The organism is Actinomycetota bacterium, assembly GCA_030019255.1.
Classification (GTDB): Bacteria; Actinomycetota; Geothermincolia; order Geothermincolales; family RBG-13-55-18; genus Solincola_A.
This window is the reverse complement of record JASEFK010000013.1, coordinates 1-15405: the sequence shown is the minus strand read 5'-3', so window position 1 is coordinate 15405 and position 15405 is coordinate 1. Positions and strand designations below refer to the sequence as shown.

Here is a 15405-nt window from a genome sequence, read left to right as displayed (position 1 = left end):
AATTTTGCATCTTCAACCCAACTTCCCTGCACCAACCCTTAAGGGCGAAGATCCTCGCCGGAATGTCTCGGTCGCCCGGCAGCCGGATGCAAAATTCAAGACCTGACCCTTTTAACTAAGGTGGCTCCCAGCAATATGATAACGGCCATGTAATAGAAAGACAGGATGGCTATGACCACGCCCGCCAGGGATCCGTAAACCACGGCCAGGTCCCCCAGGCTGGAATAATACCAGGTTATTGCGAGCTGGAGGGGATTGAGGAGCAGGGAGGAGAAAAGGGCGCCCTTCCAGGATTCCCGGAGGCCGGGGCCTTTTTCCACCGCGTAGGAGTAGATGAAGCAGAGGGCCACAAACTGCAGGAAGGTCGCCAGGATGTAGGATGCCAGGAGCAAGAGGATCTCAAGGACGGCGCTCCATCCGGTGGCCAGCGTGGCCAGGTAGTGGGCACCGAAACCGGCCAGGATCGCCGATCCGAACACCGCCAGGATGACCAGGCTCTTGGCCTTCTTCCGCGGCCACTTTGGCTTTTCCCTCTCCCACAGGCGGTTCATCCACACCTGCAGGGAGTCGGTGACCTTGGTGCTGGTATAAAGGAGGCCGAGGATGCCGATCAGGCTGATAACCGTACCCCTGTTTATGGAGGTTTCTATAGCCTCCTCGACCACCGCGCGAATCCCGGGAAGGTTTCCGGCCAAGTAGTCAAGGGCTCTTCCCACCAAGTCCGGTCTGCCCCGAAAGACCAACCCGAGGATTCCCATGCCCAGGATGAGTATGGCAAAGATGGAAAGGAAGGCGTAAAAGGAAAGGGCCGCCGCTGCCTGCAGCCCGTCATGGCGGTTGAATTCCGCCCACACCTCTATTCCGGCCCGCATCCATCCTGAAATGCGGTCACGGGCACTATCCAACCTGGCTTTGAGGGGCCTGAAATTCAATCGCCCACCTCCCGAAACCGGCTTTCCGACCTTCACAATTTTACCAATCCGGATCGGTAGAGGGCACCAACGAACCGTCCTGGCTGCGGCTGGAAGTCGTTACTCGCTTGCTCCGGCTCGACCGAAGTCGGCGGAAGTACTGGTTAGTGTTGCTAGTGCAGGTTGCTTGTTGGAGAAAAGGCGTTACGTCGAGAGGTAAAGCCGCCTCAGCGCGTGATCGAAGGATGCCGAACCCGTAAAAACTCCGTGTTGTCCTGGTCGATCGCGAAACTTGGGAAGTTCCACCTGGTCGAAAGGTTCCGGGCCTACAGCACCCACCCCGGGTGCCGGTCACAGAAATCGCGCATGTAGGGATGGAGCCAGGAGGCCACCTCGGGATCCAGGTAGAAAGCCGGGTAGAGAAGGTTCTGACCTTGCTCTATCATGCCGGCCCGGAGGGCGATGCCTTCCATCTCGCACCCGGGGTAGATGCGGATCCCCACCGTGACCGTCACCTGGGTGGGAGCGAGTTCCAGCATGAGTTCCAGGCTTTCCCGGACCGTACGCTCGTTTTCTCCAGGTCCTCCCAGGAGGAGGAAACAGTTGGTGCGGAATCCCAGTTCCTTGGCCAGGGATACCGATCGTACCACGTGCTCGCGGGTGAAATCCTTCCTGAGTGAGGCCAGGATGTCCTCCGAGCCGCTCTCGTTGCCGATGCTCATCCCCACGCATCCCGCCGCCCTCAGGGCTTCCATGATTTCCGGGTCATAGAACAGGGGGTTGAAGGTGCACCACCAGCTTACGCTGGTCCTTCGGGCCGCGATTTCCCGGCAGAGCTCTAACGTGTAATCGCGGGGATGGTTGAAAAGGGAGTCGGTGAAGACAGCGAAGCGGATGCCGTAATCCGCCTCCAGGGAGGACAGCTCGTCGGCCACTTTCGAGGGCGGGCGGACGCGCACCAACCGCCCCTCGATCGTCGGGTTGGTGCAATAGATGCAGCGCAGGTGGCATCCCCGGCGGGCCTGGAGGTTGGCGGTGTAGGCCGGGGTCCTTCCCGGAATCCAGTCATACCGGCGGACATCGAATAATTTCCGCTCTGGAAGAGCAAAGGAGCCGGGCGGATGGCGAAATGCCGGCGGGTTTACCCACCCGCGGCCACCGCGCCGGACGGCCAGGCCGGGAAGGGAATCGAAGCTGGTCCCGTTTTCCAGGCACTCGAGAAGGTTCACGAAGGTACATTCTCCCTCCCTTACCACTCCCATTTCCAGGTCCAGGTATTCCAGGCATTCCAGGGGAAAGATGGAAAATCCGGCGCCGCCCAGCACCACCGGGGCATCCGTCACCTCCCGCATGGCCTGGACCAGCTCCCGCAAGGGCGGCAGGTAAAACTCGGAGGCGAACATGTCCTGGTTGTCGATGTTGCGGATGGAGAGCCCGATGCATTCCGGGTGGAAATCCCTTATCCGTTCCAGGGTCTCTTTCACCGGGTCGGCCGAGAACATGAGGTCCAGGCACGACACTTCATGCCCGGCCAGCTGGACCGCGGAAGCGATGCAGGCTATGCCCAACGGGAAAGGCACAAGGTTTTCCCGGCAGCGGTTCTCGCTTATGAGCAGGACCCGCAAGGTGAGAGCACCTCCTCATCCGGGGACCGGTGCCTTCCCGGCGTTCAGCGGGCAGACCCTCTGGCATTCCGTGCAGCTGAGCCAGTAATTATAGCCGGTGGTGTTGACCACCATCTCGAAGTTCTCCCGGCCGTAATCGTCGGTGAGCACGTGACGGTATATCCCGTGTTTGACGGAATAGCCTAGGCATGCCATTTTCTGAAAGGATCCGACGGCGTAAGCGCCGGCCGGGCACCTTTCCCGGCAGGCATTGCAGCCGGGCGGGCAGGGTTCCTCCCCTTTTTCCGGGCTCCCGGGAAGGGAGGCGGCGGTAACCACGGCCCCCAGCCGCAGAAGGGAGCCGAAGCGGGGATGGTAGACCATGCCGCTCCTGCCGAAGGACCCCAGGCCGGCCTGGACAGCGGCATGTTTCAGGGAAACGAGTCCCCATGGCTCCAGGCCGTGGAAGACCAGGGGAGCGTAGGCGGGGATGACCACCGCGGGGTGCCCCAGCTCTTCCAGGAGGCGGGAGAGGGCCAGTCCCACCTGGTCCAGGTAGGAATAGGAGGTGTGATAAGCCCTCTGCAAGAGGTGGAGGGTATAACCAGGGGAAGTGAGGACCGTGCGGGGCACGGTCACCCCGTAAACGATGACCGTGGCCGCGTCCCGGCAAATCCTGGAAGGATGATGCTCTCCCGGAGCTTCGCCGAAGCGCTCCACGGGAGCGAAGCCGAAGGCGTCCACCCTTTCCTCCAGCCAGCCGGAAACCTTGTTCTCGAGCTCCATGGACATTCCAAGCCTCTCCTTTCTATTCCATTCCCGATGGGCATAGCCCTATTTAACCACAGGCGGGAAAAGCAGGCTCCACCCCTGGGCGCCCTGCTACAACCTTCTGGACGGGGCCAAGGGACACCCCGGCTACGGCTTACTCGGCGCCGGCGAGGAGGCGCGCGGGCAACCGGGCATGCAAGAGAAAGGAGCTTGTTCTATAATGGGGCAAAATGAGACAAGAACCGGTTTCCAATTTTCCGTTCCGGAGCTGGGCGGTATGGGCAAGGCTTAGGATGACCGGATCGGGGGAGGGGCCGGATATGAGCGAAAACACTTCCTTGGGGAGCAGCCCGCTCTTCTCGGGCGAGGCGGAGATGATCCAGGTCGCAGAGGGCATCCACATGCTTCGCCTATGGGCCAACGTGTGCATCGTGGAGTCGGGGGAAGGCATCGCCCTCTTCGACGTGGGCTTGCCCTTCCACGGCCCGCGGATCGTGGAGGAATTGCGCCGCCTAACCGACAAGCCGGTGCTCTACATCATCTACGGGCACGGGCACGCCGATCACGCCTTCGGAACTCCTTTCCTGCTGCGGGACGCTGAGGAAAGGGGACATCCACGCCCCCACGTCATCGCTCACGAGGCCCTGCCCCGACGGTTCGACCGCTACCGGAGGATGCTCCCCTACCACGAGCGCATCAACCGCATGCAGTTCGATATCCCAGAAGGCATCCCCGCCTTCCCGTGGGAATACGTGTATCCGGACGAGACGGTGCGGGACGAGACGACCATCCGTTTCGGGGAGATAACCTTGAAGCTGCGCCATGCGCGGGGCGAGACGGACGATCACTTGTGGTTATGGATCCCGGAAAGAAGGGTGGCCTGCGTCTCCGATTTCTGGGTCTGGTCCTGCCCCAACGTGGGGAACCCCTTCAAGGTCCAGAGGTATGCCCTGGAATGGGCGATGGCCCTGGAGCAGGTGGCGGAACGTTCACCGGAGGTCATGCTCCCGGGTCACGGTAACCCCCTGGCGGGCGAGGAGGCTGTGAAGGAGGCCTGCCTCGAGGTTTCCGGGGCCCTGAAGCACCTGGACCAACAGGTAGTGGACATGCTCAACCAGGGGTTGTGGCCGGAGGAGATACTGCATTCCTTCACCTGGCCGGAAGAATATGCCGGCAGCCCGTACCTGGCCCCCATCTACGGCCATCCCTACTTCGTGATTCAGGCCCTGCTCCGGGAGTATCACGGTTGGTATGACGGCAACCCCTCCCACCTCTTTCCCGCCGCCGAGGCGGAGATAGCCCGGGAGGTACTGGCCCTGGCGGGCGGAGGGGAGAGGGTGCTGGCAAGGGCGAAAGAGCTCGAGGAGAGGGGCGACCTGCAGCTCTCCCTTCACCTCCTGGACTTCATCCTGGCGGGCGGAGGGGACGGGAGGCGTGAGGCGATGAAGGCGAAGGTCCGCATCCTGGAGAGGATGGCCGGGGAGGAAAGGAGCCTCATCGCCAGGAACATTTTCCTGGCCGGCGCCAGGGAATTGAGGAAAAGGCTGGAAGCCCCGGAAGCGGGCGGAGAGGATTGAGGGTTAAGGCATGCAAGCCGCCACCATCTCCCTTGCCGTTTTCGCGGTATCCTTCGTCTTCTCCATGATGGGGGCGGGAGGTTCCCAGATACTGGTACCCATCCTTTTCTGGCTGGGCCTGGATTTCAAGGCCGGGGCCATCCCCCTCGGTCTCCTGGTCGCCTCGGTTACCTGTTTCTCGGCCGGCCTAGTCTATTACCGGAGGGGACTGGTGCGCCTGAGCACCGGCTGGCCCTTCGCCCTGGCCGTTCTCCTTGGAAGCCCGCTGGGCGCCCTGCTGGCGCGACCCACTTCCTCCCGGACCCTCATGATCGCCTTCGCCGTGGTGAACATCCTGGTGGGACTGCTGGTCCTCAGGGGCCGGAGCCTGGCCGGGGAAGGGCTTTCCCGGAGAAAGGAAGTTTTAACCGGGCTCCTGGTGGGATTGGGGATCGGGTTCATGATCGGCTTCATCGCCCGCGACGGGGGCCCTTTCACCATGGCTGTCCTGGTGCTCATGGGCCTCGACGCTCGGGAGGCGGCGGGTACCGCCCCCTTCATTGTGGCCGCCGGCTGCCTGGTGGCCTTCCTGGTGCACGCCTTTGGAATGTCCGTGGAGGGGATAGTCCTGGCTGCGGCCCTCCCCTCCGCCCTGGTCGCCTCCCAGCTGGGAGCCAGGTTCATGAGCCGACGGCTGGAGTCCCGGACCGTGAGGCTCCTCTTCACCGCGGTGATGGTCGTGGTGGGGGTGGTGATACTGGTCCAGGCCCTGTGAGCGGCGGGTGCGGAGCTTAGGCTTAACGCGGCGGTTTTCGGGCCTCCACTTCCAGACGGATCGCCTGCACGTGGACCAGGCCTTCTTCGTCGGGGGGGAAGTCACGCAGGTAACCATCTACGAGCTCGGATATGAATTCCTCCCTCCGCTCCTCCGGGATGCGCTGGGTGAAGGGCAGCCAGGTACTCCGTATCCACCCCGCCATCCCCTCCTTTCCCCGGTGGACCATGTCCTTTTCCATGAGCTCCACGCGCACCGGGTCCAGGCCCGCTTCCTCCAGGAGGGGCACGTATTCCTCGGGGTGGAGAAAAAGATAGGGAATTTCCATGTCATGGAAATACGTGGACCATCTCTCGCTCGCCATCAGGGAGACCAGCACGCGTGCCACCTCGGCGGCGTTGCCTCGCCCGGCCATCTGCGCCAGCAGGATACCGCCCGTCTTGAGCGCCCGGGCGATTCCCCGCAGGGCCGCCGACTGGTCCCGGACCCAGTGGAGCACGGCGTTGGAGAAGACGATATCGAAGCGCTCGTAGAAGTCGAGACGGGAGGCGTCCGCCACCTCCCAGGCAAGGTTGGGATAGCGGCTGGGCGGATAGGAACGGCAGGCATGGTTGATCATCTCCGGGGATATGTCCACCCCCAGGACCGAGCCGCGGGGAACCCGTTCCGCCAGCTCCGCGGCCAGCATGCCGTCACCGCACCCCAGGTCGAGGATGTGTTCGTCTCCCCGGAGGCGCAGCTTGTCCATCAACTCCCGGCCCCACTTCTTCTGCTGGGAGGAGAAGTGGCGGTAGTCCTCCGCGTCCCACAGGTAGGAAGTCGTCCTTTCGGTCAAGCCGTTTCCCCCTCTTCGTCAACCCGGGCCTTTTCGCTGTCCTGCCTGGTAATCATTCCCATCAAGGAGAGGTCGGAGCCTAGAGGCCCGCTTTCCGGCCCGTGGCTCCCCACTTTCATGCCCAACCTCGCCTTCAGGCTCAAGGTTGTCCTTCCCCTCAACCCTCAATCACCATAATCAATCACCATTATTCTTAACACATGTCCGAACCCGTGGTCAGCATTGCACCTGAAAGCCTGCCAGGTTTTTCGTGCCGGGCGATGGCCTGGAATCCTGGGGCGGCATGGATCGATTGAAACGTGAACCCGGTGCCGGGGGTGCGTGAATGGGTTATGCTGCCCGCAACCTTATTTTGGGCGGTCCTGCACGGCCGGCGTGGCCGTAAGGCCTCCTGCCTTGCGGGAAATCCAAACTCCCCGGCTGCAGGCCGTTGCCGGTTGGCCCAATGCAAGAAACTCAAGGAGTCTTTCGCGGGCGCTGGTTACAGGTAGTAGTCGGGAAGGGAACCGATGGGGGAGAGGTACGGGGTATCGTCTCGACGGGCGTTTTCGAGGTCGGAAAGAGCAGGGAGACAAACCTGTCATCCAGGTCGGATGGGAGGAAGAGGAAGTAGGGGAGACCCTGCGGGCGGAAAGAGATTGAGCGTGACGCGGGGCTGTTTTACCATTAAATATGCGTGGGGGGCGGGGACGAAGAAATATCCACGGCCGTCCCCGATGGGCTGGAGCGGTTTAACGATAAACATGTACGAGGAAAACAGGAGTGGATTGGAAAAGGTGTTTAACCTCATCGGCTGGAAGCCGAGTTTAACGATAAATACTTGCGAAGAAGCGAGGGTGGGCTGAGACCCGGGAGGTACCTTCAGGGAAGGGAGTGGCTGTCTTGGCGGACGAGGACCCCATCGAGGAAGCGGCGCGGCTGATCGCCGCCGCCAGGAACCTGGTCGCCTTCTCCGGTGCCGGGGTATCCGCGGAGAGCGGCATTCCCACCTTCCGGGATCCGGGGGGCCTCTGGGACCGCTTCGATCCCTACGAGCTGGGTGGAGGGGACATCTTCTCCGCCCTCTTCCGCGGGTCCAAGATTCCCGCCTCGGCCACGACCTTTGTCTCCGAAATGCTCGAGGTGCTGGAGAAAGCCCGTCCCAACCCCGGTCACCTGGCCCTGGGGGAGCTGGAGAGGATGGGCATCCTCCGCTCGGTGATCACCCAGAACATCGATAACCTGCACCGCGAAGCGGGTAACACCAGGGTCATCGAGGTACACGGGAACATCTTCCGCCTGGCCTGCCTGGGTTGCGGGGGCAAGATCAGTCTGAGCCGGGAGGACCTCTTTACCCTGGGGCACAGGCTGGTGGAACTGCTGCAGGCGGGGGACCTGCAGGGCCTCATCTCCCTGGCCTCACGCTGCTGGTGCGGGGGGATATGCCGCCTGGACGTGGTGGGCTTCGGGGAGCCGGTCCAGGACATGCCCCAGGCGGTCCAGGAGGCGAGGACTTCGGATGTCTTCCTCATTCTGGGGACCTCGGGAGCGGTGTACCCGGCCGCCTACCTGCCGGAATACGCCAAGGGCGCCGGGGCCAAGCTCATAGAGATAAACGCCACCGGCTGCTATTTCCAGGAGCTGGTGGACGTGGGCATCATCGGCAAGACGGGCGAGGTGCTTCCCCGCATCGTGGAATGTGTGAGAAGTATCCTGGAATGAGTTGATCCCCGCTCGATCTTAGCCGCTGGGTCACCCGGGAAAGGGTGAAGAGGGAGAGTCGCATTGCAGCGAATCCCTCGGAAGGCACGTAATGCAAGCCCGAAAATTCGCCGGGAGGGATACATCCTGCGGGCCCCACGGCCGATGAGATACGGGTGACAGGGAGGAAAAATCTGTACGACCCAAAAGTAGTCCCGTGCTCGAAGGCGATGATTTCACGGCAAGCGTGACCAGACTGGCAATCGTGCATGGCCTGGAGAATGGGGATGGGAAAGGACCTCGGGAAAGACCGTCGTCGGCATGGCCGGACCGCACATGGGAGATGAATCCCTGCCGCGTGCCCCTCGGGGCCCCAAGGCTTGAACGGTCATTTGCAGATGGGGTACATGTTCACGAGATGTTGCTCCCCCTTAGCCTCCTCGCCTATACTATGCAACACGAGAAATTACATCACTCGGAGGCCAAGAGGTGTTCTCGCAACAGGAGTGGCAGCAACAGGTCGAGGAAATAATCAGGGACCGCACCAGGTATTCCCCTTACTATCTTCTCCTGGGTATGAGGGTGAAGGAACTGCGTCCCGGAATGTCCCTCCTGGAACTGGAAGCGGGGCCTCACCACCTTGATGAGCGGGGGCAGGTCCACCCGGGGGTGATTTTCTCCCTGGCCGACGCCGCCGCCGGGGTGGCGGCCGTAACCCTGGTCCCGGGAAGCTCCCGCCGCGTGGTCACCGTGGAAATGAAGTTGAACTATATCCGTGGTTGCACCGGTGGAACATTGACCGCCGTAGGAAGGGTGACGGGCGAACACGGATCCACCATCATCTCGGAGGTCGATATTCTAGGGGAGGATGGCGAACAATTGGCCAAAGGTCTGAGCACCCTCCTGAATTTGGGTCCGGGGCGCCCGCTCGTTATGCCCCGTGAAAGATAGTGGAAAACTGGGACGGAGTAGATCCCCGCAAGTTTTTCGATTAACGCCGAATTACTCCACAATCACGTTTTCGGGGAGGCGCCGGGTGAGGATGTCCGCCGCCTCCTCCACCATTTCTTCCAAGACCTGCCCGGCAGGCTTGATGTCCTTGATCAGGCCCGCTACCTGGCCGGCAAAGCCGCCGATGTATTCATCCCGATTGGCCTGGATGAAAGCAGCCAGGAGGGCCGATGAGACCAGGACCTGCAGGGGGAAGGGCAGGGGCTCCAGCCCAGATTCCTCCCAGAGGGTATGGAATTTACTGGTAATGGAGCGCAGGGTCTTGCCGGTGAACATGGTGGACACCTTGGTGTCCTCGTCCGTGGCCTCCACGATGTGGCGCTTGATGATCTCCGGGGCTCCTCCCTCCACTGTGGCCAGGAAGCGGGTGCCCACCCACACGCCCACGCAGCCCATGGCCAGGGCGGCGGCCAGGCCCCTGCCGTCGCCGATGCCTCCGGCGGCCAGCACCGGGACCGGGTAGGCGGCATCAATGCAGGCCGGCACCAAGGCCATGGTGCCTATCCTCCCGGTATGACCCCCGGCCTCGTGCCCCTGGGCCACCAGTAGGTCGATGCCCGCCTCCGCCATCCGCCTGGCGTTCTTGGTGTTACCGGTGATGGCCAGGACCTTGGTGCCCACGGCGTGGGCCTCCTCGACCATAAATCCCGGGTTTCCCAAGCCCGCGCAGAAGAGGGGAACCCTCTCTTCAAGGCACACCTTAATGGCCTCCCGGGGACGCATGGTGGTTGAATCCGTCTTGACCATCACCTCCACGTCGGGAAGGTTGAGGTCCTTTTTGACCTTCCGTATCCATTCCTGGTGCGCCTGGGGCAGAGTGCGCAGGAGCTGGCTCAGGGGCACTTCTCCCTCCCCCTCCGCCTCGGGAAGGTCCACGATGTTCTTGGGAAGAAGTATGTCCACCCCGAAAGGTTTATCAGTGCGCGCTCTTATCTCCCGGATGGCCTGGCGGAGTTCGCCTATAGAATATCCGCTGGCCCCCAGCACGCCCAGGCCTCCAGCCTCTGAGACGGCCACCACCAGGTCCACCGGAGCACCTGTCTCTTCGCCCAGGAGGTTGGGCCCCATCCCCGCGCTGAGGATGGGATACTCGATGCCCAGCATGTCGCAGAGCCTGGTACGCAGAACCCGCTTTCCCATAATCTTCCCCCTTCCTCCCCGCCGACCAGCCCGTTCGCAGACGGTTATTTTTCACCTGATGAATAATATACACCGAATTTCCCCCTTTTCCATCTGAGGAAACAAGGGTGGCTTTCCATGGGAGTCGTGATCTGCATCTCCACGGTTGAAACCCCTACTTTTCGGCCTCGGGGTCACGCACTGCCCGCCTGTGCCCTGTACGGCATGGCTTCAGGTCCAGATTCGCCAGAGACAGCCGTACTCGGAAAACAAGCACGGTTGACGTCCAGTTCTTAATATGGCCAAGCCAGCCTTCGAACCACACATCGTTTGCGGATATCTGAACGCGGATGGATTCCCGGTGCCGCCCGGAGATGGTTGACGCGTACGCAAACCTTGTGTACCAACACCCTGAAACGCATGGATTTCCCGAGGATCGACCCACGGCGGCAGGGCGCGGAGGATAGGCATGGAACACGATAAAGTTCTTGCGAACCGGTTTGAAAAATTCTTGCGCCTGCTCTAAAGAACGGGACCGGCCGAGAGTTCGCTGGACGATACGGGAGCTGGCCCTGCGCACAAGGTCTACCGACTTACACCTCAAGGTATGGAACTGCTGGATCTCTGGATGTCCGGGCTGGACGACGTCCTCGAGGTCCTGAAGACGCTGAAGGAGCGTTACCGGAAACTGGAAAGCAGGCCTTGAACGGATCACCACTTGAACGGCGAAGCCCCCGATCATTCGATGCTTGCCCGCCCCGCCCGCCGGCCGAGAGATGTGGAGGACATTAACCGTTCATCGGCTTCCTGCCTTGCGTTCCTTCCTGCGCGCAAGCAGGGCACTGGGAACGGAAAGTAAGCCTAGCAGGCAACCCAGGGCCAGCAATGCCGCTCCACTACCCGTACCGCAAAGTGGGAGCACCTTGAACCCGGAGGTCAACCTGGCCCTGGAGCCGTCGGGATTCATGACCACCAGGTCGTAGCTTCCCGGATCCACGCCCCAGAGGGTCACCGCGCAGGTGAGACGCTTTTCGGAGGCGAACTGCATATTAAGGCCATCGATAGTTCTCCCGCCGGCTTCCAGGCGGACGACGGCGCCGGGCTGGAATCCCGAACCGGCGAGGTCGAGATTGAGGAGCAAGGTGTGCTGGTAGGCCTGGGCGGGGCCAACGGAAGAAACGTCCACCTTCTTCAGGCTCAGGATGACGGGATACTTCCCTACCTGTATGTCCAAAACCTCGATGCCTCCGGCTGGCTCCCGGACCGTTCCCGGCAACGGCTGTTCCTCCCCGCTTGCGGGGTCGACAAGTACCGGATTCCAGTAGGAAGGATCGGTGACGTGAAGGTCGAGGAGATCGAAGGAGTCGTCCGATTTCCAGAACGCCAGAAGCATCGTGCCGTCTTCACGGATGAAGGAGTGCGCCTCTAGGGTCTCCAGGTTGGAGCAGGAAAAGGTCACCGGTGGACTTGAAAACGGGATGGTATTACCGAAAACCTCCTGGAAAGCGGTGAAGCAGTGGTAGGAAGGCTTGGGGTTGAAGCCCGAATCCAAAAGGCCGTAGCGATCGATGTCGTTGAGATGGGTATCCCTGAGGTTGTACCAGAGAACCCGGTTCACGTCGGTGCTTGCGTAGTTGATCATGGTGCGGAGGAGGTAAGCGGCCTGGGTGTCCACGTCCACCCCGGGAGGCGTCTGTTCACAGGTGGTCCATCCCACTTCCGTTATCCACACTTGGAGGTCCTTGGGGGTGTTTTGCGATACCAGCCAGTGGACGAACTGGACCAGCCAGCGGCTAAGGGCTTCCTTGGGCCTCAGCAGGTCCTCTTCCGGCTGACCCTCTACCCCGATGGTCTCGGCGTAGGGATGGTAGGCTACGGCATCCACGTATTCCGCGGCTCCCAGGGCCAGGCACGCGCCCATGAAGTCCGACCCCAATCCCGCCATTCCTCCCATGACCACGAGGGCCCCGGGATCCGCGGCGCGGATTTCATCCGAGGCGTCGGCTAGAATCTCGAGGTATACCTCCGGGTCGGGCTCAGGCTGCCAGAAGGCGGGTATGTTTTCCTCGTTCCATACCTCCCACGCGGTGACCCGGCCCCGGTACCTTGAGGCCACGGTCCGGACGTAGTTCCTCCACGCCTCCAGGTCCGTGGGAGGGTAATTCCAGTCCTTTCCACCATTTGCCCAGTAAGGCGAGGTTCCCAGGATACCCAGGATGGAAACGCCGTTTTCCGCGGCCTCCTGTACCACCAGGTCGGTTCCGGAGAAGTCCCATTTCCCGGGAGCGGTTTCCAGGTCGTACCAGGCGAAGTCGCAGCGCAACCAGGCCAACCCCGCTCCCTTCAGGGCGGCCATTTCACTTTCGATAAGCGGGTAAGGATAGAGCTTGATGTGGCTGGATACCGCCCCGAAACGCGTCCCCACCATCCCGGTCGAAATCCCGGGCGGATTTGCACTGCTACTCCGGGCCGTGGAGACGGCGGGAAAAGCAAGGAAGGCGATGCATATGGCGCCGGAAACAAGGAAAGCGAGTGAGGACATTCGCTTTCTCCCCGCTTTAAGGCATTTGCTCCCGTCCGCGTTTTTAAGTTTCTTCCCATTCATTTCCACCCCCTTAATCCCTTAGGGGAGTGCGTTTCGCAAGGATGGTTCGGCTTTCGTAAACCTGGTTCACGCCTGAAAAGCGCATACACGCCCCTTTTCACCGGCAAACGATGATTCGCCTTGCGGGCGATCGGAGTCTTCCCTCGAAGCCTTGATCCGATATTGGTAAAATAGTCCAGTTCGGCCTTATGGCCATGTTGCTGAATTTGATGCTCATGGAACAGGGACACGGAGACTTATGAAGAATTCCTATCCCCTACTCACGTTTGGATTAGCGCCCTCATCTCCATTTAACAGAATCGAACATAATAAGTCAAATGGTTCAGCCGCGCAGGCTTCGACCCAGGAAGCCATACGCAACTATGATCAGGCGTGTTGCCATATTGCCCACTTGAGAATCTGTTGGCCTTGTTGAGCTCTTCTTTTCCGTTTGACTTGCTCTTCCAATTCCGTGAAAACACTCTCCATTACTAGTTTCTTCCCAAGCTGGCCTCGAGTTGCATAAAGAGGCTGACATCCATTGCTGGGCTCTGGAGTGGATTGCCGCGAAAATGCGTTTATCCCTCCAGGATTATTGGAAAAAATAAGACCTGAAGCCAGCGGTTGATGATCAATGGTCCACGAGGAAGGAAGATCGGAGGTGGAAAATGGCGGAATGGGTCTGCAAGAAGTGCGGTTACGTCAGGGATTCACGCTGCAAGCCCAAGAAATGCCCGAACTGTGACGCCCAGAACGCCTTTGAGAAGAAGGAAAGCAAGCCCAAGTAGCGGGGATAAGGGAGCGAGCGGCAGGAAGGTGTGCATAGCCAACGGAAGCCCTTGAGGCCGGAATTCCGGAAGCCATCGTCCGATTCCTTCCCCGGCAACCGGGACGTCCGCCGACCGGGTCAAGGCCCAAAGGTTTGAGGAAGGGATGAAGAAGTGTGGGGAAAGGCCGGTTCCTCCCGCAATTCCAGGGCGCAACGCCGGGTTCCCTTATCATGTGGTGGTGTTCCTGCCCTTCTCTCCCTCGGGGTTGGCAGCACGCAGCTTTTCCTCCAGTTCCCGGACGCGGGCCTTGAGCTTCTCGATCTCCCGCTCCAGCTCCAGGACCTTGCGGACCCCGTGGACGTTCAGCTTCTCTTGGTCGATCAGCCTGTGCACCGTGCGTAAAGTCTCCACGTTACGGTTGGAATACAGGCGCGTGTTTCCCTCCGTCCTCCCGGGACTAACCAGCCCGGCGCTCTCGTAACGTCGGAGGGTGCTGGGGTCGCAATTGAGCATACGAGAGACGACCCCTATGGTGTAGAGGGGTTCGTCGTCCTTGAAAATCTCGTTCTTGCCGGCACCCTTTTCCATGCTTTTGTTATAAGACAAGCAAAATAATATGTCAACATTTATTATATATCTTGACATAATATAAAATAAAATCTAACATAAATTGTGAGATTTAATCGCCCAGGAGGAGGTGATCGGCAGTTGGTCGGACTTTATAGGTGTCCACGCTGCGGAAGTGCGGGATCCATAGAGTTCGACATGTGCCAGGTTTGCCTTTACGAGTTCGGGAATACGGATGATGCAGAGGTCTTGACCCGCGGTTTTATCGGTGAAGTGGAGAATTTCTCGGAAGAAGCAGAAATCGGGAGAGGTGAATTGAGTGACCGGAGGGCTCTGGCTGGAGTGTGAGCCCGGAAGATAAAGAAGAAAGGAGGTGGGAGCGATGTCCCTGGTGAGATGGAGTCCGTTCTCCCTCCTGCCTTTCCGGGGATGGTTCTCGAGGGGGTGGCTGTGGGACGAGCTCGATAACCTCCCCTGGTTCGGGGGCTTATCCTGGTGGCCGAGCATGGATGTCTACTCGGAAAAGGGTGACATGGTCATCAAGATGGAGCTTCCGGACATGAATCCGGAGGATATCCACATAGACCTCAGTGACGGCTGCCTTACCATCTCCGGGAGGCACGTACACGAGGAGAAGGAGGAGGACAAGAATTATTTCCGCCGGGAGAGGTTCGCCGGCTCCTTCACCCGGCATATCCCCTTGCCCAAGGAGGTGAAGGAGAGCGACATCACCGCCCGCTTGAAGAAGGGGGTACTGGAAGTGAGGATAAAGGGGGCCGGCAAGGAGGTTTCGGCCAGGAAGAGAATCCCCATCGAGGCCTCCTGACCTCCCGGCGGGTGGGGGGAGACCGATGCAAAAAGCGGGCCGTGGCAGCCCGCTTTTTATTGTACCGATAGGGATTCCTGGGGAAAGAACACGGGGTTAAGGGATAGCCGAGCACGACTTGTCCTGAAATCGCGAAGTGGCCGGTTGAACCCCGTGTTTCCGTTTCGAGAAGGGGAGACGGAGCGGCAGGCGGCAACCCGGAAAGACTCCAAGCCATCCTCGGCTTCGGGACGGATAGATCCCGTTGGAAGGCACTTCCTTCGCCCACCGGATCTCGGTGATTGAGAAAAGGTGAGGATGGACGCGAAGCATAGGAGCGAATATCGTGGCCTTTGCTGATGCGGCGGTAGCGTATACGAAATTGTGTCACCAAATCCATAGACATTATGGAGAGCA

Annotated in this window: 13 protein-coding genes; 6 read left to right on the top strand and 7 right to left on the bottom strand. The window is 60.5% G+C overall.

Annotated elements, in window-relative coordinates; translation table 11 throughout:
* Positions 1-95 precede the first annotated feature (95 nt).
* The 3 genes from QME84_10445 to QME84_10435 all read right to left on the bottom strand — a co-directional run bounded on the left by QME84_10445 (position 96) and on the right by QME84_10435 (position 3307).
* Positions 96-932 (bottom strand): YihY/virulence factor BrkB family protein, encoded by an 837-nt coding sequence (locus QME84_10445; GenBank protein ID MDI6874684.1) that lies wholly within the window; start codon positions 930-932, stop codon positions 96-98.
* A gap of 305 nt (positions 933-1237) precedes the next feature.
* A complete protein-coding gene (locus tag QME84_10440) occupies positions 1238-2536 on the bottom strand; it encodes a radical SAM protein (GenBank protein ID MDI6874683.1) in 1299 nt (432 codons plus the stop codon).
* Positions 2537-2551: 15 nt separating this feature from the next.
* A complete protein-coding gene (locus QME84_10435) occupies positions 2552-3307 on the bottom strand; it encodes a hypothetical protein (GenBank protein ID MDI6874682.1) in 756 nt (251 codons plus the stop codon).
* Positions 3308-3606: 299 nt separating this feature from the next.
* Here QME84_10435 and QME84_10430 point away from each other — a divergent pair, with 299 nt between their 5' ends.
* Both QME84_10430 and QME84_10425 read left to right on the top strand, forming a co-directional pair.
* The gene (locus QME84_10430) at positions 3607-4863 is read left to right on the top strand and encodes an alkyl sulfatase dimerization domain-containing protein (protein ID MDI6874681.1); all 1257 of its coding nucleotides are present in this window, start codon (positions 3607-3609) and stop codon (positions 4861-4863) included.
* Positions 4864-4873: 10 nt separating this feature from the next.
* Positions 4874-5617, top strand: a complete 744-nt coding sequence (locus QME84_10425; GenBank protein MDI6874680.1) for a sulfite exporter TauE/SafE family protein — start codon at positions 4874-4876, stop codon at positions 5615-5617.
* Positions 5618-5639: 22 nt separating this feature from the next.
* On the opposite strand, the gene QME84_10420 is transcribed toward QME84_10425, so the two are convergent.
* The gene (locus QME84_10420) at positions 5640-6452 is read right to left on the bottom strand and encodes a methyltransferase domain-containing protein (GenBank protein MDI6874679.1); all 813 of its coding nucleotides are present in this window, start codon (positions 6450-6452) and stop codon (positions 5640-5642) included.
* An 882-nt stretch (positions 6453-7334) separates the two neighbouring features.
* Here QME84_10420 and QME84_10415 point away from each other — a divergent pair.
* Together QME84_10415 and QME84_10410 are read left to right on the top strand one after the other, a co-directional pair.
* Entirely contained in the window at positions 7335-8153 is an 819-nt protein-coding gene (locus QME84_10415) for a Sir2 family NAD-dependent protein deacetylase (GenBank protein ID MDI6874678.1), read from the top strand.
* Positions 8154-8621: 468 nt separating this feature from the next.
* On the top strand, positions 8622-9083 hold the full coding sequence (locus tag QME84_10410; GenBank protein MDI6874677.1) for a PaaI family thioesterase: 462 nt from the start codon (positions 8622-8624) through the stop codon (positions 9081-9083).
* Between the two features lie 51 nt (positions 9084-9134).
* Here QME84_10410 and QME84_10405 read toward each other — a convergent pair whose 3' ends face one another.
* Together QME84_10405 and QME84_10400 are read right to left on the bottom strand one after the other, a co-directional pair.
* The gene (locus tag QME84_10405) at positions 9135-10283 is read right to left on the bottom strand and encodes a nitronate monooxygenase (GenBank protein ID MDI6874676.1); all 1149 of its coding nucleotides are present in this window, start codon (positions 10281-10283) and stop codon (positions 9135-9137) included.
* 775 nt (positions 10284-11058) lie between these two features.
* Positions 11059-12690 (bottom strand): cellulase family glycosylhydrolase, encoded by a 1632-nt coding sequence (locus QME84_10400; protein MDI6874675.1) that lies wholly within the window; start codon positions 12688-12690, stop codon positions 11059-11061.
* A gap of 824 nt (positions 12691-13514) precedes the next feature.
* On the opposite strand from QME84_10400, the gene QME84_10395 reads away from it, so the two are divergent.
* Positions 13515-13634 (top strand): rubredoxin, encoded by a 120-nt coding sequence (locus tag QME84_10395; GenBank protein MDI6874674.1) that lies wholly within the window; start codon positions 13515-13517, stop codon positions 13632-13634.
* A 210-nt stretch (positions 13635-13844) separates the two neighbouring features.
* Here the strand turns inward: QME84_10395 and QME84_10390 are convergent, their stop codons facing one another.
* The gene (locus QME84_10390; GenBank protein ID MDI6874673.1) at positions 13845-14204 is read right to left on the bottom strand and encodes a MerR family transcriptional regulator; all 360 of its coding nucleotides are present in this window, start codon (positions 14202-14204) and stop codon (positions 13845-13847) included.
* Positions 14205-14565: 361 nt separating this feature from the next.
* Between QME84_10390 and QME84_10385 the strand changes: the two genes are divergently transcribed.
* Positions 14566-15009: an Hsp20/alpha crystallin family protein gene (locus tag QME84_10385; GenBank protein ID MDI6874672.1), complete on the top strand. Its 444-nt coding sequence runs from the start codon at positions 14566-14568 to the stop codon at positions 15007-15009.
* The last annotated feature ends 396 nt before the right edge of the window (positions 15010-15405 follow it).

Coding starts and splice junctions, on each gene's coding strand:
- QME84_10435 (MDI6874682.1), bottom strand. CDS start 3,307: ATGTCCATGGAGCTCGAGAACAAGGTTTCCGGCTGGCTGGAGGAAAGG.
- QME84_10430 (MDI6874681.1), top strand. CDS start 3,607: ATGAGCGAAAACACTTCCTTGGGGAGCAGCCCGCTCTTCTCGGGCGAG.
- QME84_10425 (MDI6874680.1), top strand. CDS start 4,874: ATGCAAGCCGCCACCATCTCCCTTGCCGTTTTCGCGGTATCCTTCGTC.
- QME84_10405 (MDI6874676.1), bottom strand. CDS start 10,283: ATGGGAAAGCGGGTTCTGCGTACCAGGCTCTGCGACATGCTGGGCATC.
- QME84_10400 (MDI6874675.1), bottom strand. CDS start 12,690: ATGGTGGGGACGCGTTTCGGGGCGGTATCCAGCCACATCAAGCTCTAT.
- QME84_10395 (MDI6874674.1), top strand. CDS start 13,515: ATGGCGGAATGGGTCTGCAAGAAGTGCGGTTACGTCAGGGATTCACGC.
- QME84_10390 (MDI6874673.1), bottom strand. CDS start 14,204: ATGGAAAAGGGTGCCGGCAAGAACGAGATTTTCAAGGACGACGAACCC.
- QME84_10385 (MDI6874672.1), top strand. CDS start 14,566: ATGTCCCTGGTGAGATGGAGTCCGTTCTCCCTCCTGCCTTTCCGGGGA.